Annotated in this window: 22 protein-coding genes and 1 other RNA gene; 9 read left to right on the forward strand and 14 right to left on the reverse strand. The window is 61.2% G+C overall.

Features of this window, described 5'->3' with window-relative positions; translation table 11 throughout:
- Positions 1-6 precede the first annotated feature (6 nt).
- The 3 genes from AB6B39_RS12275 to AB6B39_RS12285 form a co-directional block, all read right to left on the reverse strand.
- Positions 7-1134, reverse strand: coding sequence for a CaiB/BaiF CoA transferase family protein (locus tag AB6B39_RS12275; RefSeq protein WP_284369927.1), 1128 nt, complete (start codon positions 1132-1134; stop codon positions 7-9).
- A gap of 66 nt (positions 1135-1200) precedes the next feature.
- Positions 1201-1641 (reverse strand): DUF2155 domain-containing protein, encoded by a 441-nt coding sequence (locus tag AB6B39_RS12280; protein ID WP_284369925.1) that lies wholly within the window; start codon positions 1639-1641, stop codon positions 1201-1203.
- A gap of 1 nt (position 1642) precedes the next feature.
- Complete coding sequence (locus AB6B39_RS12285) at positions 1643-2047, reverse strand: NADH:ubiquinone oxidoreductase subunit NDUFA12 (RefSeq protein ID WP_284369923.1); 405 nt, start codon at positions 2045-2047, stop codon at positions 1643-1645.
- Between the two features lie 201 nt (positions 2048-2248).
- Between AB6B39_RS12285 and AB6B39_RS12290 the strand changes: the two genes are divergently transcribed.
- Complete coding sequence (locus AB6B39_RS12290; protein WP_284369921.1) at positions 2249-3202, forward strand: pentapeptide repeat-containing protein; 954 nt, start codon at positions 2249-2251, stop codon at positions 3200-3202.
- 133 nt (positions 3203-3335) lie between these two features.
- On the opposite strand, the gene aspS is transcribed toward AB6B39_RS12290, so the two are convergent.
- Complete coding sequence (gene aspS, locus AB6B39_RS12295) at positions 3336-5153, reverse strand: aspartate--tRNA ligase (protein WP_348520152.1); 1818 nt, start codon at positions 5151-5153, stop codon at positions 3336-3338.
- Between the two features lie 135 nt (positions 5154-5288).
- Between aspS and AB6B39_RS12300 the strand changes: the two genes are divergently transcribed.
- Entirely contained in the window at positions 5289-5462 is a 174-nt protein-coding gene (locus tag AB6B39_RS12300; protein ID WP_284369918.1) for a hypothetical protein, read from the forward strand.
- A gap of 8 nt (positions 5463-5470) precedes the next feature.
- Here the strand turns inward: AB6B39_RS12300 and AB6B39_RS12305 are convergent, their stop codons facing one another.
- Both AB6B39_RS12305 and AB6B39_RS12310 read right to left on the reverse strand, forming a co-directional pair.
- On the reverse strand, positions 5471-6190 hold the full coding sequence (locus tag AB6B39_RS12305; protein WP_284369917.1) for a TlyA family RNA methyltransferase: 720 nt from the start codon (positions 6188-6190) through the stop codon (positions 5471-5473).
- A 48-nt stretch (positions 6191-6238) separates the two neighbouring features.
- Positions 6239-6898, reverse strand: coding sequence for a hypothetical protein (locus AB6B39_RS12310; protein ID WP_284369915.1), 660 nt, complete (start codon positions 6896-6898; stop codon positions 6239-6241).
- A 229-nt stretch (positions 6899-7127) separates the two neighbouring features.
- On the opposite strand from AB6B39_RS12310, the gene AB6B39_RS12315 reads away from it, so the two are divergent.
- Entirely contained in the window at positions 7128-7982 is an 855-nt protein-coding gene (locus AB6B39_RS12315; RefSeq protein WP_371398602.1) for a LysR family transcriptional regulator, read from the forward strand.
- Here the strand turns inward: AB6B39_RS12315 and dxs are convergent.
- From dxs to lepB, 5 genes are read right to left on the reverse strand one after another with little or no spacing between them, the layout of a single operon-like run.
- Entirely contained in the window at positions 7979-9886 is a 1908-nt protein-coding gene (gene dxs / locus AB6B39_RS12320; protein WP_348520151.1) for a 1-deoxy-D-xylulose-5-phosphate synthase, read from the reverse strand. The genes AB6B39_RS12315 and dxs overlap by 4 nt on opposite strands.
- Positions 9887-9904: 18 nt before the next feature.
- Positions 9905-10792: a polyprenyl synthetase family protein gene (locus AB6B39_RS12325; RefSeq protein ID WP_284369909.1), complete on the reverse strand. Its 888-nt coding sequence runs from the start codon at positions 10790-10792 to the stop codon at positions 9905-9907.
- A gap of 21 nt (positions 10793-10813) precedes the next feature.
- On the reverse strand, positions 10814-11053 hold the full coding sequence (locus tag AB6B39_RS12330; protein ID WP_284369907.1) for an exodeoxyribonuclease VII small subunit: 240 nt from the start codon (positions 11051-11053) through the stop codon (positions 10814-10816).
- Positions 11050-11721 (reverse strand): histidine phosphatase family protein, encoded by a 672-nt coding sequence (locus AB6B39_RS12335; protein WP_284369905.1) that lies wholly within the window; start codon positions 11719-11721, stop codon positions 11050-11052. The genes AB6B39_RS12330 and AB6B39_RS12335 overlap by 4 nt, the downstream gene beginning before the upstream one ends.
- Positions 11718-12587, reverse strand: coding sequence for a signal peptidase I (gene lepB / locus AB6B39_RS12340; RefSeq protein ID WP_371398603.1), 870 nt, complete (start codon positions 12585-12587; stop codon positions 11718-11720). Before lepB ends, AB6B39_RS12335 begins: the two co-directional genes overlap by 4 nt.
- A gap of 56 nt (positions 12588-12643) precedes the next feature.
- Here lepB and AB6B39_RS12345 point away from each other — a divergent pair, with 56 nt between their 5' ends.
- The 4 genes from AB6B39_RS12345 (at position 12644) to serA (ending at position 18652) form a co-directional block, all read left to right on the forward strand.
- Positions 12644-13579 carry an L-threonylcarbamoyladenylate synthase gene (locus tag AB6B39_RS12345; RefSeq protein ID WP_284369901.1) on the forward strand — a complete coding sequence of 312 codons (936 nt, stop codon included), beginning with the start codon at positions 12644-12646 and terminating at the stop codon, positions 13577-13579.
- A gap of 9 nt (positions 13580-13588) precedes the next feature.
- Complete coding sequence (locus tag AB6B39_RS12350; RefSeq protein WP_284369899.1) at positions 13589-15004, forward strand: FAD-binding oxidoreductase; 1416 nt, start codon at positions 13589-13591, stop codon at positions 15002-15004.
- Positions 15005-15900: 896 nt separating this feature from the next.
- The gene (locus AB6B39_RS12355; RefSeq protein WP_348520143.1) at positions 15901-17076 is read left to right on the forward strand and encodes a phosphoserine transaminase; all 1176 of its coding nucleotides are present in this window, start codon (positions 15901-15903) and stop codon (positions 17074-17076) included.
- A gap of 1 nt (position 17077) precedes the next feature.
- A complete protein-coding gene (serA, locus tag AB6B39_RS12360; protein ID WP_284369895.1) occupies positions 17078-18652 on the forward strand; it encodes a phosphoglycerate dehydrogenase in 1575 nt (524 codons plus the stop codon).
- Positions 18653-18755: 103 nt separating this feature from the next.
- Here the strand turns inward: serA and AB6B39_RS12365 are convergent, their stop codons facing one another.
- The 3 genes from AB6B39_RS12365 to AB6B39_RS12375 are packed head-to-tail and all read right to left on the reverse strand — an operon-like array spanning position 18756 to position 22117.
- Positions 18756-19877 (reverse strand): M14-type cytosolic carboxypeptidase, encoded by a 1122-nt coding sequence (locus AB6B39_RS12365; protein WP_284369893.1) that lies wholly within the window; start codon positions 19875-19877, stop codon positions 18756-18758.
- Between the two features lie 3 nt (positions 19878-19880).
- The gene (locus AB6B39_RS12370; RefSeq protein ID WP_284369891.1) at positions 19881-21038 is read right to left on the reverse strand and encodes a hypothetical protein; all 1158 of its coding nucleotides are present in this window, start codon (positions 21036-21038) and stop codon (positions 19881-19883) included.
- Positions 21035-22117: a M20 family metallopeptidase gene (locus AB6B39_RS12375; protein WP_284369889.1), complete on the reverse strand. Its 1083-nt coding sequence runs from the start codon at positions 22115-22117 to the stop codon at positions 21035-21037. The genes AB6B39_RS12370 and AB6B39_RS12375 overlap by 4 nt, the downstream gene beginning before the upstream one ends.
- Positions 22118-22246: 129 nt before the next feature.
- Between AB6B39_RS12375 and AB6B39_RS12380 the strand changes: the two genes are divergently transcribed.
- Complete coding sequence (locus AB6B39_RS12380) at positions 22247-22573, forward strand: YegP family protein (RefSeq protein ID WP_284369887.1); 327 nt, start codon at positions 22247-22249, stop codon at positions 22571-22573.
- Between the two features lie 72 nt (positions 22574-22645).
- Positions 22646-23018: a transfer-messenger RNA gene (ssrA, locus tag AB6B39_RS12385) on the forward strand.
- Positions 23019-23047 lie beyond the last annotated feature (29 nt).

Genomic DNA, 23047 nt, shown 5'->3' on the forward strand with positions numbered 1-23047 from the left:
AGTGAATTAGAGATCGGGCGTCCCCTTCCCACTGTGGCGAACAGCTCCCGGCGTCTTGCTGAGCTTCGGGAACACGCCTGGCATGGGCACTTGGCCGTAGCGGTCGCTCTGAACCGTCACCACAGCCTCCCGCGCCGCATAATGCGGATCGGTCAGCATGTCCGCCGCCCGGTAGAGCTTGCTGCACGGAACGCCGTGATCGTCCATGATCGCCTGCACCGCATCAGCGGAACGTTGCGACGTCCAGTCCGTAATGCGCGCATCCAGCTCGATCTGGTTCTCACCGCGCGCCACATGATCGCCGTAGCGCGGATCGCTGGCCAGCTCCGGCGCGCCCATCGCCTCGGCCAGTCGCGCGAACACCGTATCCTGATTGGCGCCGATCACGACCTGCCCGTCGGCGCAGTCATAGATGTTGGACGGCGCAATGCCGGGCAGATAGCTGCCGCTGCGCTGCCGGGTGAACCCTTCGATCGCGTGCTCCGGGATGGTCGCCTCGGTCAGCGCCAGCACGGATTCGTAAATGCTGGCATCGACGACCTGACCTTCGCCCGTGCGGTCCCGGTGATGCAGCGCCGTGAGCGCGCCGATCGTCGCGAACATGCCGGCCAGGCTGTCACCCAGGCTGATGCCAGCGCGCGCCGGCTTCCGGTCCGGGTCACCCATCAGCGCACGCAAGCCCCCCATCGCTTCGCCGACCGCCGCATAGCCCGCGCGTTTTGCATAGGGCCCGGTCTGGCCATAGCCCGAAACGCGGACCATAATCAGTGCGGGATTGATCGCAGACAGGGTTTCATAACTGAGGCCCCATTTCTCCATCGTGCCGGGCCGGAAATTCTCGATCAGAATGTCGGCTTCCGCGACCAGGGCTTTCAACGCGGTCTGCCCGTCTGCGTCTCGCAGATTCAGAAACACGCTTTCCTTGTTACGCGCGAGGATTTCCCAGCTCAGTGGAAAGCCGTCGCGCCCCCATGTCCGCATTGGATCGCCGACGCCGGGCTGTTCCACCTTGATCACCTGCGCGCCATGATCAGCCAGCAATTGCCCACAAAACGGCCCCGCAATGAGCTGCGCACATTCAATGACTTTCAGGTCGGTCAGAGCCCCTTGGCGGCGTTGCGACATATCCGTCATGACACCCCTCTCGGATCGCAGGTAGTAAATAACGCCAAGGCGCAGGCGCGCCGGTTTCGATGGCGATCAGCGCAGCCCGTTTGGGTTTGCGGTATCGGGGTCCGGTGTGACGCAGCCGATCACCCAGACATCATAGACGCGGTGATCGAGGGCGCTGATGGCGGGACGGGACGCGAACATCCAGCCGGAAAAAAGCCGTGCGCCCTCCTCGGCTTCTTCGCCGTCCTCCGTCAGTTGACGGTCATCGATCTGCAGAAAGGCATAGGTTTCCGGCAGTTCCGTCGGCGGCGTCTTTTCGCAATGGCGCGCATGGATGGTCAGGCTGCCAAAGTCGACCGTCTCGCCGATCGGCACCGTATAGTCGAATGTCCGCGCCGTAACCTTGTCCAGCGCGCGAAGCTCTACCGCCGAACCGATCAGATTGGTCTCTGTCGACTGCGCCCATGCCCATCCCGTCAGGGACAGCATCGCAGCGATCAGGGAAACGATCAGGGCGGCGCGGACCATATCAGTCGCCCGGCGACCAGGCTTCGTAATCAGCGGCCACCTCATCGCGGCGCGCACCCCGGTCCAGCGAGCCCTTGGGCTTATAGGCCAGCGGCGTCCCTGTCAGATTGGGCTGATGCGGCAATTGCCAGTCATGGCGCTTGATCCCGAGTTCATCCGGTTTTTCGTCGTAAGTGTGGTGCAACCAGCCATGCCATTCGGGCGACACAGTCGTCGGATCGGCATAGCCTTTATAGATCACCCAGCGGCGCTTGCGGCCTTCATATTCCGGGCTGGTTTTCTTGGCCTCGAAATAGCGATTGCCGAAATCATCCTCGCCAACCTGCGCAAAGCCGCGACTGACGGAGAAGAGTGTGCCCAGCGTCGCGCCGTTCCACCAGGTAAAAAGCCGTTTGAAAAATGCCATCTGCGTCAGTCCAAAGGTCCGGATCGGAGTCGGGGCGCTTATGCCCCTCCCTTGGCGGTGCGTAAAGCGCCCGCGTGACAGGAATATGGCGATATGCAGTGATCCGTATCAGTAAGGATTCATCAACCTTCACTGACAAAAGGTTGCTTTCTTACAACTCCGTAAGTGGAGACTCCGGAAAAGGCCGCGCATAACCCTCTCGTGCGCTACTACTCCCAAGCCACATCGGTCCGCGTCTTGCTAGGCGTCACGCTGCTCGCTCTGCCCCTCATCACTTTTCCGATGGCGGCAAGCGGGCAGCTGCGCGTTGATACGCGTATCTATGCCTCATCCAGCTCCTGCGCGCAGTGCGATCTGTCGGGCAAGCGGATGAACGGCATGACCTTGAAAAATGCCAATTTCGCCGGATCTCTGTTCAATAATTCCAACTTGTCGGGCGGAAAACTGCACGGGTCGGACCTTACTGGCGCCCATTTCCGCAAAGCCATGCTTTATGGTGTTCAGGGCGAACAGGTCATCATGCGCGGCGCCGTTCTCGAAGATGCGACCCTGACCGAAGCCAACCTGTCCCATTCCACCATGCGCCAGGCCAATCTGCACCGTGCAGAACTGACGCGCGGCACTTTCACGGATAATGATTTCCAGTCGGCCAATCTGATGAGCGCGAGCGCATCATCCGTCGACTTCACCCGCTCCAACTTCGACCGCGCCCGGCTCGACAATGCCGATCTGTCCAGCGCAACGCTGGATGGCGGGCAGTTTACCGGCGTTCGCTTCGGCTTTGCCAATCTCGAAAAGGCCTCGCTCGATCAGACCAATCTGTCCGACGCGGATCTGACCCATGTGGTCGGCCTGACGCAGGAACAGTTGGATCAGGCCTGCGGCAATATGAACACGCGCCTGCCCGACGGGCTGAATCTCGGTTATTGCGAAGGTGCGATGAGCGCCCCGACGCGCCCGCAACCGCCCCATCATCCGCGCCGGATGCGCGAAGCGATGCAGGGTATGGACCGCGCCATCCTCGACATCGAAACCCTTCTCGCTGTGGAAACGGACGGCCCGACCCGGTCCCGCCTGCAGCGCGTGCACCGCGATTTGACACAGTCGCGCGAAGCTATGGACGCTCCGCGCCCTGCCCGACCGCCACGGCGCTAGGCTCGCAAGCCCTCTGAATTTGCTCCCAAGCAAAAGGCCGCCTCACCGGACGGCCTTTTTCATCTCTCAAGTCAGCGTTTTGAAGTCCGTCAGACCTGTCCTTTATACGTCGCGTGTTATCGATCGGAGTCGCTCACGCGTCCTTTTCGACCGGCACGAGTTTCAGGTGCAGTTCCTTGAGCTGCTCCTTTGAGACTTCGGCAGGGGCGTTCATCATCAGATCCTGCGCCTGACCGTTCATCGGGAACAGGATGACATCGCGAATCGTGTCGACACCGGCGAGCAGCATGACGATGCGGTCGACACCCGGTGCGATCCCGCCATGCGGCGGCGCGCCATATTTGAACGCATTGATCATGCCGGCAAATTCCGTATCGACGACGGACTTGTCGTAACCGGCCAACTCGAATGCCTTATACATGATGTCCGGCTTGTGGTTCCGGATCGCGCCTGAGCTGAGCTCGACGCCGTTGCAGACGATGTCATACTGCCAGGCCAGCAGATCCAGCTGTTTCTCGACCGTATCCGCCGCTTCCAGCGCCGCCATCCCGCCTTGGGGCATGGAGAACGGGTTATGGGAGAATTCGACCTTTTTATTGTCCTCGTCCCACTCATACATGGGGAAATCGACGATCCAGCAGAATTTGAAGATGCCCTCTTCGATCAGGCCAAGATCATGACCGATCTTGTCGCGGGCCGCGCCTGCCAACTTGTAGGCCGCGTCCTTTTTCCCTGCCGAGAAGAAGACGCCGTCGCCCGCTTTCAACCCCATATCGTCGAGCAGGGCCTTGAGGTGTGCGGGATCGAAATTCTTGAGCGCCGGATCCTGACTGACGACGGCGCCGTCTTCCTCACGCAGGCGCGCATAGCCGAGACCGGGCGCCTGCATTTCCTTCTTCGCCCACTTGTCCAGGCTGTCGAAGAATTTGCGCGACTGGCTGTCCGTCGCACCGGGTGCCGGAATGGCGATAACCTTGCCGCCGGAACCGGTGATCTTGGCGAAGATACCGAAACCCGTCTTGCTCTCATCCGTGAAATAGTCTGACACGTCCTTGAGCAAGATCGGATTGCGCAGGTCAGGCTTGTCAGAGCCGTATTTGGACATGGCTTCGCGGTACGGAATGCGCGGGAACGGCGTTTCGACCTTACGACCATCGGCAAATTCCTCGAATACGCCTGCCATGACGGGCTCGATCGCGCCGAAGACATCTTCCTGCGTGACGAAACTCATCTCCACATCGAGCTGGTAGAACTCACCGGGGGAACGGTCGGCACGGGCATCTTCGTCACGGAAACAGGGAGCGATCTGGAAGTAGCGGTCGAAACCCGCCACCATGATCAGCTGTTTGAACTGCTGCGGGGCTTGCGGCAGGGCGTAGAATTTGCCGGGATTCAGGCGGCTCGGAACGAGGAAATCGCGTGCGCCTTCCGGGCTGGACGCGGTCAGGATCGGAGTCTGGAACTCGGTAAAGCCCTGATCGATCATGCGACGACGCAGGCTGTTGATGACCTGCCCGCGCAGCAGGATGTTCTTGTGCAGCGTCTCCCGACGCAGGTCGAGATAGCGGTGCGTCAGGCGGATATCTTCAGGATAGTCCGGCTCGCCGAAGACAGGCAGCGGCAGGGATTCGGCCGCGCTTTCCACAACGAAAACATCCGCATGCAACTCGATATCGCCCGTGGCCAGCTTGTCATTCTGCGCGTCGGCGTCGCGCGCGACGACTGTGCCCGTCACCGTGATGACGCTCTCGCTCGGGACGCGCTTGGCGGTCTCGTAGAAATCAGCGTCCGCGTGCACGATGACCTGCGTGATTCCGTAATGGTCGCGCAGGTCGATGAATAACGCATTGGCGTGCTCGCGCTTGCGGTGAACCCAGCCCGACAGGCGGGCGGTCAGCCCCACATGGTCGGAGCGAAGGGCGTTGCAGGTATGGCTGCGATAATCGTGCATGGTCATGAACCGGACAAAGTGTCTGAAAACGTCGCGCGCCCTTAACGCCATGACTGCATGGCTTCAAGCGAGAGGCTCGGTTTGTCTGCGATCCCTGTTCACCCGCCCAGTGGAAAGGACTAGGCTTCCATCGTCATGAAACAAAACGCTCTCCCTCTCGCCCTGTCAGGCCTTGCGCTGGTTTTGATCCTGCTGAGCCTGAAACGCTGGCTCGATGGCGGCGGCGTGGACGCATTCAGCGTGGTCATCGCCCTCGTGACGCTTGGACTGGCCGCCCTGACCCTGACGCAGACAGGCTCAGACGATTGAGCGCGTGATCAACGCCGAACCGCGTGCAGCAGATATTCCGCATTGCCGGACCCGCCTTTGACCGGACTGTCCGTCACGGCCAGGACGCGCCAGCCTTCGCCGCGCAGCCAGCGTTTGACCGCCTCCAACGCCTCATCCGCGCCGCTGCGAACAATCCCGCCCTTGCCGATATTCGAACGCCCGACTTCGAATTGCGGCTTGATCAGCAGCACTGCCTCCCGGGTGAGCGTCAGGGCCGGGCCGAGCACTTTGGTGATGGAAATGAAAGATGCGTCGCAGACCAGCAGGTCGAGCGCCTGATCCTGTCCGGCCTCGAATAAGTCCGCGCGCAATTCCCGTGCATCCTGCCCCTCCATGGAGACGACCCGATCGTCCTGTCGCAATGAAACGTGCAACTGATCCCGCCCGACATCGACCGCGTAAACCCGCACCGCCCCGCGCCGGAGCAGCACATCGGTAAATCCGCCCGTTGAACTCCCTACATCCAGACACACCCGGCCCGACGGATCGACATCAAAAACATCCAGCGCGTGCGCCAGTTTCAACCCGCCGCGCGACACATAGGGATGCAGATCGCCAGCCATCACGGTCGCACCGTCCGCAATCGTTGCCGACGGCTTTTTCAGAACGCGTCCATTGACCGAGACCAGCCCAGCCCTGATCGCTGCCTGCGCCCGGGCCCGGCTATCGAAATGACCTTGTTGGACGAGGTAGAGATCGGCACGCATTCCGAACTCTTAGATGAGACGGCAATCCTTGTCGAAGGCAGCGCGCCATTAGGCGTCGGGGACGGTGATCCAGTAGAGATCGAAGCGCGATATGGCGGTCTGAAAGTCAGACGCATGATCCTTATATCCCTGCGTGCGCTGCAATCCCGGCAGGTCAGGTCCGTCCGACCATTCGACGATTGTCAGCTGCGACGGATCTCCGGCCGCGTCGGTCTGCGACTGAAGGGTCACCTGATTGAGCTGCGCCACATATCGGGCGCCGATCATGTCGAAGTCCGCTTCGATCCCGTCCAGATAGGCCTGATAATCCGCCATGGTGTCGGGCCGTGTCCAAGCGGCAGCCAGCGTGTAATCCCTGGCCGGATCAAATGTCAGCTGCATATCGGACGGAATGGTTGCCGAGAACACATGCAGTTCCGCCCAACCTTCGCGGCGCATCCGCTGATAATCGTCCCAGTCGGGACTGTTCTGGAACGCTTGCTGAGAGGCTGCGTCCGGAAAGGCGTACAGCGCAATGCCGCGCGGCGTATTCTCGCCCAGCATCGTGCGTTTGACCCTCAGATTGCCAAGATACTCATCCCCAAGGCTCTGCGCGTAAGGAATTGCCGTCTGGAAGTAACGCGCTCTGACGGCCTTGGCCGCATCACCCTCGCGCGGGCGGATCATGGCAAATTGCAAAATCTGCCCGGCTTTCAGGTCAAGCGTCACGGGCTGAGCCTGGACCGACTGGATCGCTGGATCGCTGGCTGGACCGTTTGCGCACGCTGAGAGGGCAAGAGTCATTGCCCCGCAGGCGGAAGCCAGGAGGCAGTTTATAGGCTTAATCATGGGGTATCCTCTGGAATGTTTTTGATCTGAATACAGGTCTATTCCAAGGACTTTCAGCCTGATACGCGAATTTTGCTGTTCCGTTGGTGCAAAATCGTTACAAGTGCGTATGCGCGACTGGGATGATCACAGGCTTGTCCTGACGTTGCACCGACAGGGGACCCTGCGGGCATCGGGCGATGCGCTGGGCGTGACGCACACGACAATTGCAAGGCGGTTGGCAGCCATCGAGGCCAAAGAACCGACTCCGCTCTTTACGCGGCTGGGGCGCGCATATCAGGCGACCGAATACGGCTTGGAACGTGTTGCCGTCGCAAAGCAGATGGAAGCGCTGGATCATGCCGCAACGCGGCTGCAACGTCGCTCCGGCGACACCTTGTCAGGGCCGCTCAGTCTGTCGATCCCGCAGGCAGTCCTGCAATATCTGCTACTGCGCGACATTGGCGACTTTGCGCAACGCTACCCCCATATCGAACTGACGATCGTCGGGACGGACCAACTGGCCGATCTGGACAGGGGAGACGCGGATGTGGTGATCCGGGGACAGGCCAATCCGCCCGGACATCTGGTGGGACGCAAAATATGCGATGTCACGACCCATCATTATGCCCATCGGGATTATCTTGATACGACGCGTCCCGAAGACCGCAAGTGGATCGCAGCTGACAAGCAGTCGGACTGGATCGCCAACTCCCCGTTTCCGGACTGTCCCGTCGGGATCATCATGCCGGATATTCAATCAAGATTTCTGGCGCTCGCCAGTGGTCAGGGCCTGTCACGCGCCGCCTGTTTCATGGCCGAACCGCACCCGGATCTCGTCAGGCTCGACAGCCGGCCCGGCATGCCTCTCTACGGGCTTTGGGTACTGACCCATCCGGACCTGAAAGCCAGCCCGAAAGTCAAAGCGCTCATGCGCGCCATGACGGACGCCCTTTCCAGACAGAAGGCACTGATCGCAGCTTAAGCCCGCTTCTCCACGCCGGCGCGGCCCAGCGCGGCGAAAACGCGTTCAACGATGGCGTCCGCGTCCAGACCGGCTTGCTGGTACATTTTTTCCGGCGTGTCCTGATCGATGAAAATATCAGGCAAGGTCATGGTGCGGATTTTCACGCCATTATCGAGCGCACCGCTGGCTGAGAGCGTATGCAGGCAGAAAGCGCCGAAGCCCCCGACGGAGCCCTCTTCGATAGTAATCAGCACCTCATGCTCTCGCGCCAATCGATGCAGCAGATCGCTATCCAGCGGTTTGGCGAAACGGGCATCGGCAACCGTTGTCGAGAGGCCGTGACTGTCGAGTTTTTCAGCTGCCAGCAAGGCTTCACCGAGGCGTGTGCCATAGGAGAAGATCGCGACCTGAGAGCCTTCGCGCAAGATCCGGCCTTTGCCGATTTCAAGCGGTTGCGGATCATCCGGAATTTCGATGCCGGTCGCCTCGCCGCGCGCATAACGAAAGCCGGTCGGGCCATCATCACGCGCCACGGCTGTCGCCACCATCCGCGCCAGCTCCGCTTCGTCGGCAGCGGCCATCAGTACCATGTTGGGCAGACAGCCCAGATAAGCGATGTCGAACGCGCCTGCATGAGTCGGTCCGTCCGCCCCAACCAGTCCGGCCCGGTCCATCGCGAACCGCACGGGCAGGTTCTGAATACAGATATCGTGGACGACCTGATCATAGCCCCGCTGCAGGAAGGTCGAATAGATCGCGCAGAACGGCTTGTAGCCGTCCGCCGCCAGCCCGCCCGCAAAGGTCACGGCGTGCTGTTCGGCAATACCGACATCGAACATGCGCTCCGGGAAGACCTGTCCGAATTCCTTCATGCCCGTGCCGCCCGGCATGGCCGCCGTTATGCCAACGATGCGGTCGTCCTTGCGGGCTTCGTGGATCAGGCTGTTGGCAAAGACCTTGGTGTAGCTGGGCGCATTGGGAATGGATTTGGACTGTTCGCCCGTGACCACATTGAACTTGGACACGCCGTGATATTTGTCAGCAGAGTTTTCGGCTGGCGCGTAACCCTTGCCTTTCTGTGTGACCACATGGATCAGGACGGGCCCAGTTTTCATATCGCGGACATTTTCCAGAACCGGGATCAGCGCGTCGAGGTCATGGCCGTCGACCGGGCCGATATACTGAAAGCCCAGCTCTTCGAACCAGGTGCCGCCCATAAACATGCCGCGCGTATATTCTTCGGCCTTTTTTGCCGTATTCTTGATCGGGCGCGGGGCATCCTTGACCAGTGCCTTGGCCGCGCCGCGCAGGGCTTGGTAGCCGCCTGACGACACGGTGCGGGACAAGAGATGGCTCATCGCGCCGACGGGCGGAGCAATCGACATGTCATTATCGTTCAGGATCACGATCTGGCGCGAATCCGACGCGCCCGCATTGTTCATCGCCTCATAGGCCATGCCCGCCGTGATCGACCCGTCACCGATAACGGAAATCACGCTGTTTTCGCGCCCGTCCAGATCGCGCGCCACGGCAAAGCCCATGCCGGCGGAAATGGAGGTGGAACTATGTGCCGCGCCGAACGGATCATAGTCGCTCTCGGCGCGCTTGGTGAAGCCCGACAGGCCGCCGCCTTTGCGCAGGGTCCGGATGCGGTCCCGCCGCCCGGTCAGCACCTTATGCGGATAGCACTGATGACCGACATCCCAGATCAGCTTGTCGTCAGGCGTATTGAACACATGGTGGATCGCCACGGTCAGTTCGACCACGCCGAGACCCGCGCCCAGATGGCCGCCCGTCACCGAAACAGCGTCGATGACCTCACTGCGGACTTCGTCAGCCAGTTGCTTGATCTGATCCCTGGAAAATTCGCGAATATCGGCTGGCAGGTGAACCGTATCCAGCAGCGGCGTGTCGACCATCAATTCCAACCCAATGCGCGCCTAGTGACGGCGCTCTAAAACAAAATCCACGGTCCCTAACAGCGTTTGCGCCTTTTCCCCATAGGGCGCAAGAGCCGCACCTGCGGTTTGACCAAGTTCACGCGCTTTCTGTTTCGCGCCGTCAAGTCCCAGTGTGGATACGAATGTGGCCTTTCCAAGGTTCGCATCTTTTCCCACCGCCTTGCCGACCGTCTCCATGTCGCCTTCGACATCCAAAATGTCGTCTTGGATCTGGAAGGCGAGTCCCAGTGCTGAAGCGTAGCGATCCAGCGCCATGAGGTCATGCGGCTCCGCCGCCGCGATCAGACCGCCCGCTTTTGTCGCAAAGCGGATTAAAGCACCCGTTTTCATGGCCTGCAGACGCGTGATCAGTGCCGTGTCACGCGCATCTTCGGCGACCGTGATGTCTGTGACTTGTCCGCCGATCATGCCGTCGGTCCCCGACGCGGCCGCCAGTTCCGCAACCAGGCGCAGGCGCAGGGCCGGGTCCGGATGAACGCGGGCATCCGCCATCAGCGCGAAGGCATGGGTCAGCAATCCGTCCCCGGCCAGCACAGCGATCGCTTCGTCATAGGCCTTGTGAACCGTCGGCTTCCCCCGGCGCAGATCGTCATCATCCATACAGGGCAGATCATCATGGATCAGGCTGTAGACATGTATGCACTCCAGCGCGCATCCCGCCAGCAACGCCCCGTCCGTGTCTCCACCCAGCATTCGGGCCGCCTCGACCAGCAGAAAGGGGCGCAATCGCTTGCCGCCGCCCAGCGCCGCATATCGCATGGCTTTCGTAACCACGGCATGGTCGCCTGCCGGTCTGGGCAGATGCTGAGCGAGTGCCTGCTCGACCGCATGCGCGACCCCGGCCAGTTCTGTCTTGAAATCCGTCACGAGGGATGCGTCCGATGTCGCTTAATCGGCGTCAAAGGCTTCAGTGCCCGCGCTCCCATCGCTGGCCAGAACGATTTTCTCGACCTTGAGCTGCGCGGATTTCAGCTTACCTTCGCAATGCGCCTTCAGCTTTGCGCCGCGCTGATAGATTGTGATGCTTTCTTCCAGCGGGGCGTCGCCCCGTTCGAGGCGGGCGACGATCTGTTCCAACTCCGACAATGCATCCTCGAAGCTCATATCCTTGATCGGTGTGTCGCTCACGCTGTGTCCTTTTCATTAGGCTCTGGGCCTGTCGCTTGGGGGGCGCCGTTATCAGTCCGGCTGGGCCTGACCATCTGTCGGCGGCTCCAGTGAAGATCGCCGTTCTGGCTCTTGCAGCGCCAGCCACGCGCCATCAGACTGCCCTTGAGCATGCGGTTAAACCATCCGTGACCCTGAACATAGACGATATGTCCGCCCGCAGCACGCGCTGAGAGCGTATCAGAGGCGGCATTGGCCCGGGCGCGGGCTTCCGCATGTGTCTCCATCCCGTCACTATAGCCGATAAACCAGAGAATGCGGGCCAGTGTGCCCCAACTCTTGGGCCGCATCCGCAAGGGTCCCAAGGGCGGCGATGGCAATGCCGCCTCGACCAGTGCGGGCATCAGTTCATCCGGGTCGCGCCCGGCAGCCAGCCTGGCGCTTTCTATGGCCCGCGGGAGCGGGCTGGTCACGACGATATCCGCCCGCTCCGCCCATTTCCGAACTTTCTTGGGCGGTAATTGACCGGGTTTGATACCGCCCGCATCATAGTCGATCCACCAGTCGCGAAATTCCTGCCAGGTCAGCCTGACCTTGCGTGAAAGCGCCGGTTTGCCATGGCGCACAAGGATGATCGTATCGACGGCGGCTTCGCGACCCGCAGCGGAATCCTGCCGGGCCGGACTCACAGTCGTGACGGGGCGCGGCCACGCTCCGGACAGCGCAGCCCTTCACTGCGATCGCAGCGATTGAGCGTGAACATCAGAATATCGGCACGGCCGATCACATGGTCGAGCGGCACGAAACCCGGCCCGAAATCCTTGGCCCGGAGTGGATTGCCTCGCATATCCGTGCGCGACAGGCGAGAATCCGTCGAACGTTCGCGATTATCGCCCATGAAAAACAGATGTCCCTGCGGCACAACATAGACAGATGTATTGTCGACCTCGCTCATATCCGTGCGCTCCCAGATACGATGGGGGGCATCGTCGCCCGGCAGGTATTCATCATATTCGGACGATCCGATCACATCCCGGAACGTCCCGTTCATGCGATACATCAGGTCCCCACGCGGTTCGCGCGGGATCAGAGCACCATTGATATAGAGACGGCCGCTCAGCAGCTGGACTTCGTCACCTGGCAGACCGATGGCGCGCTTGATCATGACCACGCCATTATTGGGATTGCGAAAGACGACAATGTCGCCGCGTTTGGGAAGGCGCGACAGAAACTTACCGTCCGGCAGCGGCAGATTGTGCAGTCCCAAGGGCAGGCTGTGCCGCGAATAGCCATAGGCGAACTTCGAGACATAGAGATGGTCGCCCACTTCCAGTGTCGGCTGCATCGATTCGGAGGGGATCTTGTAATGGCCCCAGACGAAGGTCAGCAGTGCCAGCATGACGATGGCGAGCTTGGTAAAGAAGCGGATTTCTTCGATCAGGCGCGCAAGCAGGCTCTTGCCCGTTTCGGGCGAAGACGGCGCCATGGCAGCTTGCGTCTGTGAGCGGGTCCCTGACATCAGCTCGCCCATGGCAAGGCGGCGAATGGTTGGCAAGCCATGGCCGTGCTATTCTCTGTCAATCGACCGCCCGAATCTGTATCGCAAACGCCATGACTGCCCTGATCATGCCTGACGGCCCTGAGGCCTATCTGCGCGCTGCGGAGGTGCTGCGCGCGGGCGGTCTGGTCGCGCTGCCAACGGAAACGGTCTACGGCCTGGCAGGCGATGCGCGGTCCGAGGCGGCGATTGCCGCAATCTATGCCGCCAAGGGCCGCCCATCGAACAACCCGCTGATCACCCATTTGCTGAGCCCGGAAAGCGCAGCCGCTTATGCGGACATATCCGATCTGGCGACCACGTTGATGGTGAATTTCTGGCCGGGGCCGCTAACGCTCGTCCTGCCGCGCCGGCGCAGCGATCTGGCGGAACGGGCCTCTGCCGGGCTGGACACGCTTGCCCTGCGTTGCCCGGACGCTGCCTGGCGACAGGGTCTGCTTGCGGCGGGCTGGACGGCCCCGCTGGTCATGCCGAGCGCCAATCTGTCCGGCCATGTCAGTCCAACGGAGGCCTCCCATGTCGCCGCCGATCTGGGCGAGCGGATCGATCTGATCATCGATGGTGGGCCCTGTCGGCGAGGCTTGGAATCGACTGTCCTGCGGATCGATCACGATCAGGCGACACTGCTGCGACACGGCGCTGTCGCCGAAGCGGAGATCGTTGCCGTGACGGGTCCACTCGGGCAGCCCAACCCGGACGGACCGCTGGCATCACCTGGCATGCTGGCGCGTCACTATGCGCCCGAAGCTGCGCTGCGGCTCAATGCCACGCAGGCCCGCGACGGCGAAATTCTGATCGGATTCGGACCGCAATACCCGGCCCCCAATCTCTCACCCAGCGGCAATCTGGCTGAGGCGGCGCGCAATCTTTTCAAGGCTTTACGGGAATGGGACGGTGCGGATCGAAAGCTCGCCGTCGCGCCTATCCCCGAAGACGGTCTTGGCGCCGCGGTCAACGACCGCTTGCGCCGGGCCGCGCTGGGTCGCTAGGTCGGTCGCATGACAGCCTCCGGTATCGACGCGCTGAAAGCCGCCCTGCCCGCCAAGGCCTGGACCCAGGACGCGGATGTGATTACGCCACTCCTGCGCGAATGGCGCGACAAATATTTCGGCCAGACGCCGATCCTGCTGACCCCCGGCGCGACGGACGAGGTCGCCCGGGCCGTCGCCATCTGTGCCGAACACGGACTGCCGATCGTTCCGCAGGGCGGCAATACCGGCCTGGTCGGCGGACAGACACCGCAAGGCGAAGTGTTGCTCAGCCTGAAACGCATGACGGCCATCCGCGAGGTCAATCCGGTCGCGAATGCGATGACGGTCGAGGCGGGCGCAACCCTGCACACGGTTCACGAGGCCGCCCGGTCGGAGAACCGCAAATTTCCACTCACTCTCTCCTCTGAAGGCAGCTGTACGGTTGGCGGCGTGCTCTCGACCAATGCAGGCGGCAATCATGTGCTGAAATACGGAACGACGAAGGAGCTGGTCTTTGGCGTCGAAGCCGTGCTCGCCGACGGCTCGGTTTTCAACGGGCTCTCGTCACTGCGCAAGGACAATACCGGCTATGATCTGTCGCGGCTGTTCCTCGGGGCAGAAGGCACGCTCGGCATCATCACCGCGGCGACGTTGAAGCTGTTCCCCCAGCCCGGCCATGTGGCGCGCGCCCTGATAGGGGTCGGCTCAGTTGCCGACGCCGTGGCACTGCTCACGCGCTTTCGCGGGCCAGCCCTAGCCATGTTCGAAGTCATGCCGCGAATCGGGCTGAAGGCCGTGACCGACAATTTCGAGGCTCTGCGAGATCCCTTCACCGATGCGCATCCTTGGTATGTCCTGACCGATTTCGAAGTCGACAGTGCTGATCAGGGCGCGGCCCTGCTGACCGGGCTACTGCAATCCGCCATGGAGGCCGATCTGATCCGTGACGCCGTGCTGGCGCAAAACGACACGCAGTTTCAGGCGCTCGGTGCGATCCGCGAACATATGAGCGCCGGGCAGAAATTCCTCGGCGGCTCGATCAAGCAGGACATCACCGTCCCGATCGACCGGATTGCCGAGTTTTTCGACCGCGCAGATCGGCGCGTCCAGACGATCGTTCCGAATTGCCGCCCCGTCGGGTTCGGCCATTTCGGCGACGGCAATATCCACTACAATATCGCGCAGCCCGCAAGCGACGATATGGCCGGTGATCGCCCTGCCTTTCTGGCACACTGGGACGCCGTCTCGGAAGCTGTCTTCGATATTGTCGATGATCTGGGCGGCTCGATCAGCGCGGAACATGGGATCGGCATAATGAAGCGCGACACGCTCGCTCGCCGCGCCGATCCGGTCAAGCTGGCCCTGATGCGTCGGGTGAAATACGCTCTGGACCCCGCCAACATCATGAACCCGCGGGTGATGATACAGGATTTCAAAGGGTGAGCGCGAACAAACTCGCGGCCCCTTCTCGCTTTCGCCGACCCTCCGCGTCGATCTGTCTCCCCGGACTGATCTCTGGCTCCGACGGCGAGCCTGTCACCCAACCCTCTCTGCCAGTCGCGACAGCAGGATATGGGCAGGCCGGTCGAGCCGGCCTGAGTGGAAGAATTGGATGGGGTTGGACCATTCAATCCCCGTCAATGGCCTAAGCGTTATGCCACCCCTTCAACGCCTTGCTGCCATTTCCCACAATCCAATCCACCGCCCTTTGCGCCCCCGTCATACTCACGCCGTCCGCAGTTGACACGAGGGGAGCCTGATCTCGGTGCTGCGGGCGGTGGAGTGCGGCTTTGGGATGGGACGAACGATCCATCAGGCCGCGCCGGGGTCGGGGAAGGTCCGACACGGCGTCGTCTGCAACATTCCGGGGCGGAACGCGGGCAGCCGCAGGCTGGCTGTCAGGGTTCCCAAGCCGCGCGCCGCAGCGAGACTGGCAGGGCGACCTGTCGGCAGAGCGCGCGCCTTTGAGCGGGTCGCCCGGCGTTACGGGCTGTTCGTGAGACCGTTCCAGCCGACACACCGATCCTGAACAGACCCGCCTGCGAGCGTGCCAGCACGCTCCACCCGCGCGGGCTTGGCCTTGCGACGAAACGGTATTTCTCTTTTGCTCCGGTCACGGGGCAGAGCCCGCGCCTCGTGTCACCTTTGACATGCAGGGATCAGATCCAGTCTGATGCCGGAAACCGCCTCCGGTTGGAGAAAGGCGGCTGCCTGCAAACCAAACCGTCAAAGCCACCGTCTTGACACTCGTCTCCCAGACGCTATCGCGCCCGTGGGCCCCCTCTCCCCACTGAGAGGCACTTCGACGGTCGTACAAAAACGCGACTGATGGAGACATTGTGATGACTATTTCCCGTCCGGCTGTGAAGCCGGCTGATCCGCGTTTTTCTGCGGGTCCCACGCGCAAACGTCCCGGCTGGACGCTAGAGGCGCTTTCTGACGCGGCTCTGGGCCGCTCCCACCGCTCCGCGATCGGTAAATCCAAGCTCAAACAGGTCATCGACCTGACGCGCGAAGTGCTGCAGGTTCCCGATGATCACCGCATCGGCATCGTGCCCGCGTCTGACACGGGCGCGGTCGAAATGGCCATGTGGACCATGCTCGGCCCAAAACCCGTCATCGTCGCGGCTTGGGAAAACTTCGGACAGGCATGGATCGTAGATGCCGACAAGCAGCTGCCGCTCGACGAGCTGACCCTGCTGAGCGCCGACTATGGCAAGCTGCCCGACTTCACCGCCTATGATGGCTCGCAGGATCTCGTCTTCACGGCCAATGGGACCACATCGGGCGTCAAGGTCGCAGATTACGGCTTCATTCCGGATGACCGCAAGGGCGTGACGATCTGCGACGCCACCTCCGCCGTCTACGCGCAGGACCTGCCATGGGAGAAGCTCGATGTCGTGACCTATAGTTGGCAGAAAGTCATGGGCGGCGAGGCCGCGCATGGCATGCTGATCCTGTCGCCCAAAGCCGTCAAACGGCTGGAAAGCTACACCCCGCCTTGGCCTCTGCCGAAAATCTTCCGCCTCACCAAAGGCGCCCCGGGTCGACAGCGCCTGATCGAGGGCATTTTCGAGGGCGCGACCATCAACACGCCGTCCCTGCTCTGCGCCGAAGACCATCTCGATGCGCTGAAGTGGGTGAAGGCCAATGGCGGACTGCAAGGCATGCATGACCGCGCCGACCGCAATGCCAGGACCATCTGGGACTGGGTGGAGAAGCGCGACTGGATCGCCAACCTGTGCGAGGACGATGAAAGACGCTCCAACACAGGCGTCTGTCTGAAAATCGTGGACCCGCGCATTGCGGCATTACCAGCGGGCGAACAGGCGGTCTTCGCCAAATCCATCGTCAATCTGCTCGCCGATGAAGGTGTCGCCCTCGACTTCGGGGCGTACCGCACCGCGCCACCAGGCTTCCGCCTGTGGGTGTCCGGCCTGTGCGAACACGCCGACGTTGAGGCGATCCTGCCCTGGCTCGACTGGGCGTTCGAGACCAAGATTGCGGAGCTGTAAAATGCCTAAAGTACTCATCAGTGATAAAATGAGCCCGCGCGCCATGGAGGTCTTCAAGGCCCGTGGCGTCGATGTCGATGTCATCACCGGCCTGTCCAAGGACGAGCTGATGCAGATCATCGGTGATTATGACGGCCTCGCGGTCCGCTCCTCGACCAGGCCTGATGCGGAAATCATCGGTCAGGCCACCAACCTCAAAGTGATTGGGCGCGCCGGGATCGGGGTCGACAATATCGATATCAAAGCGGCGACGGATCGCGGCGTCGTCGTCATGAACACGCCGTTCGGCAACGCCATTACGACGGCGGAGCATGCGATTGCCATGCTGTTTGCCGCCGCCCGGCAAATCCCGAAAGCCTCTGAGCGCACACAGAATGGCGAGTGGCCGAAATCCGATTACAAAGGTACGGAACTTTTCAACAAGACACTGGGCGTCATTGGCTGCGGCAATATCGGCGCGCTCGTCGCGGAGCGAGCCCTGGGACTGAAGATGAAGGTCATCGCGTTTGACCCCTATCTGACGGATGAGCGAGCCGTCGAACTGGGCGTGCAAAAGGTCGAACTGGACGCGCTGTTCCAGCGCGCAGACGCCATCACGCTGCATACGCCGCTGGTCGAAAGCACACGCAATATCGTCAACCGCGCACGGCTCGGCATGACCAAGCCGGGAGTCATTCTGGTCAATTGCGCCCGCGGCGGATTGGTTGATGAAGAGGCGCTGAAAGATGCGCTGCAGGCCGGGCATGTCCGCGCGGCTGCGCTGGACGTGTTCGCCGTGGAACCAGCCAAGCAGCATGCACTGTTCGGCACGCCAGGATTCGTAGCGACGCCGCATCTGGGCGCATCGACCAATGAGGCGCAGGAAAATGTCGCCGTGCAGGTCGCGGAGCAGATGGCCGACTATCTGCTGACCGGCGCGATCAGCAATGCTATCAACACGCCGTCCATCTCGGCGGAAGAAGCGCCGCGTCTGAAGCCCTGGGTCGATCTGGCCGACAAGCTCGGCACCATGATGGGGCAGCTCCTGCATGAACCGGCGCAGGCGATCCAGATCACCTACAAAGGATCGATCACGGCGCTGAACACCAATCCGATGAGCGCCGCCGCCCTCGCCGGACTGCTCAAGGCCGCCATGCCGGAGGTCAATATGGTTTCCGCGCCCGTCTTGGCCAAGGAACGCGGCATTACGCTGACCGAAAGCTATGTCGACGAGGCCGAACGCGCTGAATCCCTGATCCGGCTGACGGTGGAAACGGCGCAGCGTAAGTTCGCCATTGTCGGCACCATCTATCGGGGCGAACCCCGGATTGTCCGCCTGTTCGGCGTGCCGATGGACGCCGCCTTCAGCCCATCCATGCTCTATATCCGCAATGACGACAAACCGGGCTTTATTGGCGAAGTGGGGCGCATTCTCGGCGATGCCAAGGTCAATATCGCGACCTTCTCGCTCGGTCGGATGGATCAGGGCGGCGAAGCCGTCTGCCTGATCAGTGTCGATGGTGACGTCAGCGACGAAACGGCCGCCGCAATTACCGCGATTGATCAGGTGAAGATCGTGGACCGGGTTCGGATGTAGGGCCTGAGCTGAGTTCCTCCCCCTCGCAAGGGTGAGGTGTCATGCGTATCAGCGAATGACGGAAGGGGGTATGCTGAAAAAAGCCGCGCGAAGCGCGTCCGGACTATAACCTGTCGATCACCGCCGCCATCGCGTCGAGCGTGTCGCTGCCGAGTTGGGCGGAGCGGTTGCAGTCCCAGCCGCGGTCTGCATCCGGCGCATTGGCATTGTCCTTGAACGGCATTTCGAGGGTCATGGCGAGGCAGTCGAATCGCGCGGCCAGCGCGTTGGTGCAGATCGACAGATTGGCTTTACCGGGCGCCGTCAGTGGATAGCCGACCTTGGTCTGGAAGTCCGGACTGGCGTCCAGATAGGCGTCGAGAAAAGCTGCCAGATCAGCCGCCTGCTTCTCCGTATAGTCGGGAATGCCCTCGGCCCCGGCGATGAAATTATAGGGCAGCGCTTCGTCGCCATGGACATCGAAGCAGAGCACGGGACGGTCCGCATCCATCGCGTTGCGGACGAGCTTGACTTCAGGCGCGCGCTCCATCGTCGGCGTATCCCATTCGCGGTTCAGGTTGGCCCCGACTGCGTTAGTCCGCAGATGACCGCGGAAGGAGCCATCGGGGTTCATGTTCGGCACGATGCGGAAACGCACCTTGCGGCGCATCGCCTGCGCGACCTCGTCTTCCGGATCGGTCAAACGGGCAAGGAAGCCTTCCATCCACCATTCGGCCATGCTCTCACCGGGATGCTGGCGCGCAATGACCCAGATCGTCTTGTCGCCTTCGCCGATGCTCAGACAGTCCATGTCGCGCCCGTCGATCGTCTGGCCCAGCACGCGCAGCGAGACGCCGTCATGGGCCAGCGCATCGGCGATCAGATTGAGATGGCGTTCCTGCGAATAGGGCGCGAAATAGGCGTAATAGACGGCATCGGCTTCGGGCGTATGCTCGATCACCAGCTTGCCTTCATCATAGCGGGTCGGTACGCGCGTCCAGTCTTCGCGGTCGACGCTCATGCAGGCCTTGTAATCCGTCCATCCGTCCGGATAGGCCGACCCGCCAGCGTTCTCGATCACCAGACGAACAGGCACGCCCTTCGCGCCGGACAGACGAAAGTGAAACCACTGGTAAAAGTCGCTCTGATGATCCTGGCGAATACGCAGACGTATATCTTGCGGGTCGGTAGCCTCGACCACGTCGATATTTCCGGAATCAAAGGCGGCATTGATGGACAGGGTCATGATCTACTCACTCTGGGAAGAAGCGGTGGCGTTGAAATCGTCAGGCGCGTCCGATGCGGACTGAATCGCCTGCGGCAGCTCGGACGCCTCTAGACCTTTCCAGAACACGCGCCAATCCCCGGAAAGCTGCATGCCGTCACAGGCACTCACATACCAGTCGTTGAAAGGATTGGCCTTGCGCGAGCGCCAGAAAAAAGCCGGAACATCGTCGAGAATCCGCTCCCACACATCGCGGGCCAGCCCTTCGCCCTGCGCTTCCGGGACGACCCAGAACTTGGACAGATAGGCCTGTTCATTCAGGCGCGTGAAAATCGCCCCGGCCCGGAAATCCGGCTCCAGAAAGGCGGACATGACCGGCTGTCCGAAAAAAGCCGGATCTATGTCGCGCCGAAAGGCCCGATTGATTGCCCTTTCCAGCGCCGCATGATCAAGGTCGCTCAGATCCTCGCGGCGGGCAATGGCCGCGCCGCGCCGGATAAAGGTGCCGGACCCCTTGGTCGTGAACAGCTCTGATAGCAGATTGAGAGGCGACGCCAGAACATAGGCACGACGCCCTTCATTGGCATCCTGCTCGATCCGCTGCACAGTGCGCAGGAAAACTTGCTGACCGGGTGTGATGTCGTGACGGTCGATAATGGTGTCGATTTCCCGCAGCCGCAGATTGCGCCGACGATTGCCATTCAGATTCAATCCGCCCGATGGCTGTAAGGACACGATCTTGATCGGCCGCAAGTCATTGATCAGCTTGGTCAGGCTCGCCGGACCGCGGCGCTCCGTCATTTCCAGAATCGGAATGATGCCCGCTTGCGCGCGCTTGCGAATATCCGCGATCAGCCCATAGGTCGCCGTGTCCAGCTTGGCGACCTTGACGCCGGAACTGTCAAGGTCCCGCATAAGCCGCTGCGCCTGGAAGCGGATCGAGGTCCGGTCATCATCAAGCGCCCCGATCAGCAATGTCGGCGTCAGGCCGAGATTGGACAGTATCTGCAGATTTGAGGTCAGCGATTCGAGCAGCGGGTTCTTCAGAACACGCGGGTCGAGCAGGATCAGCGCAAATCGTTCGGGATCTTCCTTGGCGAAGAGCTCGGCGTAAAATTTGGCTTCCTGCGTCGCGCCCACAGCGGACAGAGATGACAGGACGATCTGACGGACGACCGTCATGACAGCGCCCCGCCCAGCACTTGGGCATAGCGCGCCTGTGCGGCGTAGAGCTGGTCCAGCGCAACATATTCGTCGGGACGGTGCGCCTGTTCGAGATTGCCGGGTCCGTAAACAATCGCATTGATCCCGGCCTGACTCAGCATGGAAGCCTCCGTCCAGTAGGGCAGATCGACGACAGCTTCGTCGAACATCCCTGTGAAGGCCGATATATCTCGCGTAGCAAAGGGCGCGAAAGCGACGATCGTATCGATCTCTGCGTCCGGAGAGGCGGATCGCGCTATCGCTACCATATCGGCCTCACGGGCAGCGACATGATCGCCGGGTGGCGGCCGCATAGACACCTTGGCCGAGGCCGTCGTTGGGATCACATTATAGGCCCCATCCGAAGTGACCTCGCCAATATTGACGCATAGCCCCTTGAACGGATCCACACCGAAATCGAGATGATCCTGACGATAATCGCCCAATCGCGCACAGAATTGCGTCGCGCTCAACAGCGGGGCTGCGACCGTGTCCGACAGGCTCGAATGTCCGCCCGGCCCGGTGTAACGCACATGCATGGCCAGCATGCCGCGATGGGCGCGACCGACGCGGCAGGATGTTGGCTCGCAGACGACGGCCCGCTCGATACCGTCCAGATATCCACTGCGGATGATAGCCGGCATCACCTCCGACCCGGCCTCCTCATCACCTGACAGAAGGACAGCGACATTCCGGGGAGTCGCTGTCCCAAGCGCGCCGAGGATCGCGGCAGCCGCACCCTTAATGTCGGATGTGCCTAGCCCGTGCACTCGGTCCTCACGCTCGACGAGTTCCAGCGGATCGGCAGTCCAGCCTTCGCCGCTCGGGACAGTGTCGATGTGGACATTGAGCAAGGCTTTGGGCGCTCCCCAGATTGCCAAGACATAGGCGCTATCCGGCTTGCCACGCGAACGTGGGACCGTCTTAATGATCAGCTGATCGGGCGCGAATCGAGACAGGGCCTCTGCCAACCAGGCGACGCAGGCCACTTCATCTCCAGTCCCGTTGCGGGTATCGAAGGCGACGAGGTCTCGCAGATAGTCGAGAGTCGATCTCATAAACTCTGCTATGACAAGCACATGCGCGCCTTTCAACGCAGGAACCGATGGTGAGACCAACTTTATTTGCATTGAAATCAGCTCAAGGCTGTTGTTAACCGGAGATATCAAGCAATTTGGGAGACCCTTATGGCCGACACATGGGAATTTTATGAAGACAAGGCAGGCGAGCATCGCTGGCGCTGCACAGCCTCCAACGGCAATATCATCGGTGCCGCGACGGAAGGCTACAAAGCCAAACGTGATTGCGAAGCCAATGCTGAACGGCATGGCTATAATGGCAATCCGAACAGTCTTGGCGCCAAGGACAAGTGGGAATTCTACGAAGACAAGGCAGGCGAGCATCGCTGGCGTCGCACCGCTTCCAATGGCGAGCCTGTTGGTCGCAGCACGGAAGGCTACAAGGCCAAGCGTGATTGCGAAGCCAATGCGACCCGCATGGGCTGGACCGGCTAGAGCCTAAGTATCAGGCTAAACTCATCATAACGATTACGAGAAGCCGCCCTTTCGGGGCGGCTTTTTTCATGGGGACTGGAAATCCGGCCCCGTTCCGCTTATATAGTTATGGCTGGCTTGCCAGATATGACGATAAAGGCGCGTGCAATAAGCGGACTGGACCCGGGGGCGGTACCCGGCGGCTCCACCATAAGCGCTCACTATTCTCCACGGAATAGAGAGCGCTTTTCATGGGGCCGACATAGTTTCGACAGACGCCCAAAGACGTTAGCTTTCGTTCGTGTGGACTCCGTCAAAAGTCCGGCAACAGTAATTGCTAATGACAATTATGCTGAGGATTTTGCCCTGGCTGCGTAAGCAGTCCGGATAATTTCCGACTTAACTCCTAGGGCTTCAGCGCCCTAGGCGGGCTCCGGGGAGTAGCTGGCAACAGAAACTCCCCACTTATTCAATGACTTGCAAATTATATTAACT

It is taken from the genome of Algimonas porphyrae (assembly GCF_041429795.1).
Lineage (GTDB): Bacteria > Pseudomonadota > Alphaproteobacteria > Caulobacterales > Maricaulaceae > Litorimonas > Litorimonas porphyrae.

Coding starts and splice junctions, on each gene's coding strand:
- AB6B39_RS12275 (WP_284369927.1), bottom strand. CDS start 1,134: ATGACGGATATGTCGCAACGCCGCCAAGGGGCTCTGACCGACCTGAAA.
- AB6B39_RS12280 (WP_284369925.1), bottom strand. CDS start 1,641: ATGGTCCGCGCCGCCCTGATCGTTTCCCTGATCGCTGCGATGCTGTCC.
- AB6B39_RS12285 (WP_284369923.1), bottom strand. CDS start 2,047: ATGGCATTTTTCAAACGGCTTTTTACCTGGTGGAACGGCGCGACGCTG.
- aspS (WP_348520152.1), bottom strand. CDS start 5,153: ATGCACGATTATCGCAGCCATACCTGCAACGCCCTTCGCTCCGACCAT.
- AB6B39_RS12300 (WP_284369918.1), top strand. CDS start 5,289: ATGAAACAAAACGCTCTCCCTCTCGCCCTGTCAGGCCTTGCGCTGGTT.
- AB6B39_RS12305 (WP_284369917.1), bottom strand. CDS start 6,190: ATGCGTGCCGATCTCTACCTCGTCCAACAAGGTCATTTCGATAGCCGG.
- AB6B39_RS12315 (WP_371398602.1), top strand. CDS start 7,128: ATGCGCGACTGGGATGATCACAGGCTTGTCCTGACGTTGCACCGACAG.
- AB6B39_RS12345 (WP_284369901.1), top strand. CDS start 12,644: ATGACTGCCCTGATCATGCCTGACGGCCCTGAGGCCTATCTGCGCGCT.
- AB6B39_RS12350 (WP_284369899.1), top strand. CDS start 13,589: ATGACAGCCTCCGGTATCGACGCGCTGAAAGCCGCCCTGCCCGCCAAG.
- serA (WP_284369895.1), top strand. CDS start 17,078: ATGCCTAAAGTACTCATCAGTGATAAAATGAGCCCGCGCGCCATGGAG.
- AB6B39_RS12365 (WP_284369893.1), bottom strand. CDS start 19,877: ATGACCCTGTCCATCAATGCCGCCTTTGATTCCGGAAATATCGACGTG.
- AB6B39_RS12370 (WP_284369891.1), bottom strand. CDS start 21,038: ATGACGGTCGTCCGTCAGATCGTCCTGTCATCTCTGTCCGCTGTGGGC.
- AB6B39_RS12375 (WP_284369889.1), bottom strand. CDS start 22,117: ATGAGATCGACTCTCGACTATCTGCGAGACCTCGTCGCCTTCGATACC.
- AB6B39_RS12380 (WP_284369887.1), top strand. CDS start 22,247: ATGGCCGACACATGGGAATTTTATGAAGACAAGGCAGGCGAGCATCGC.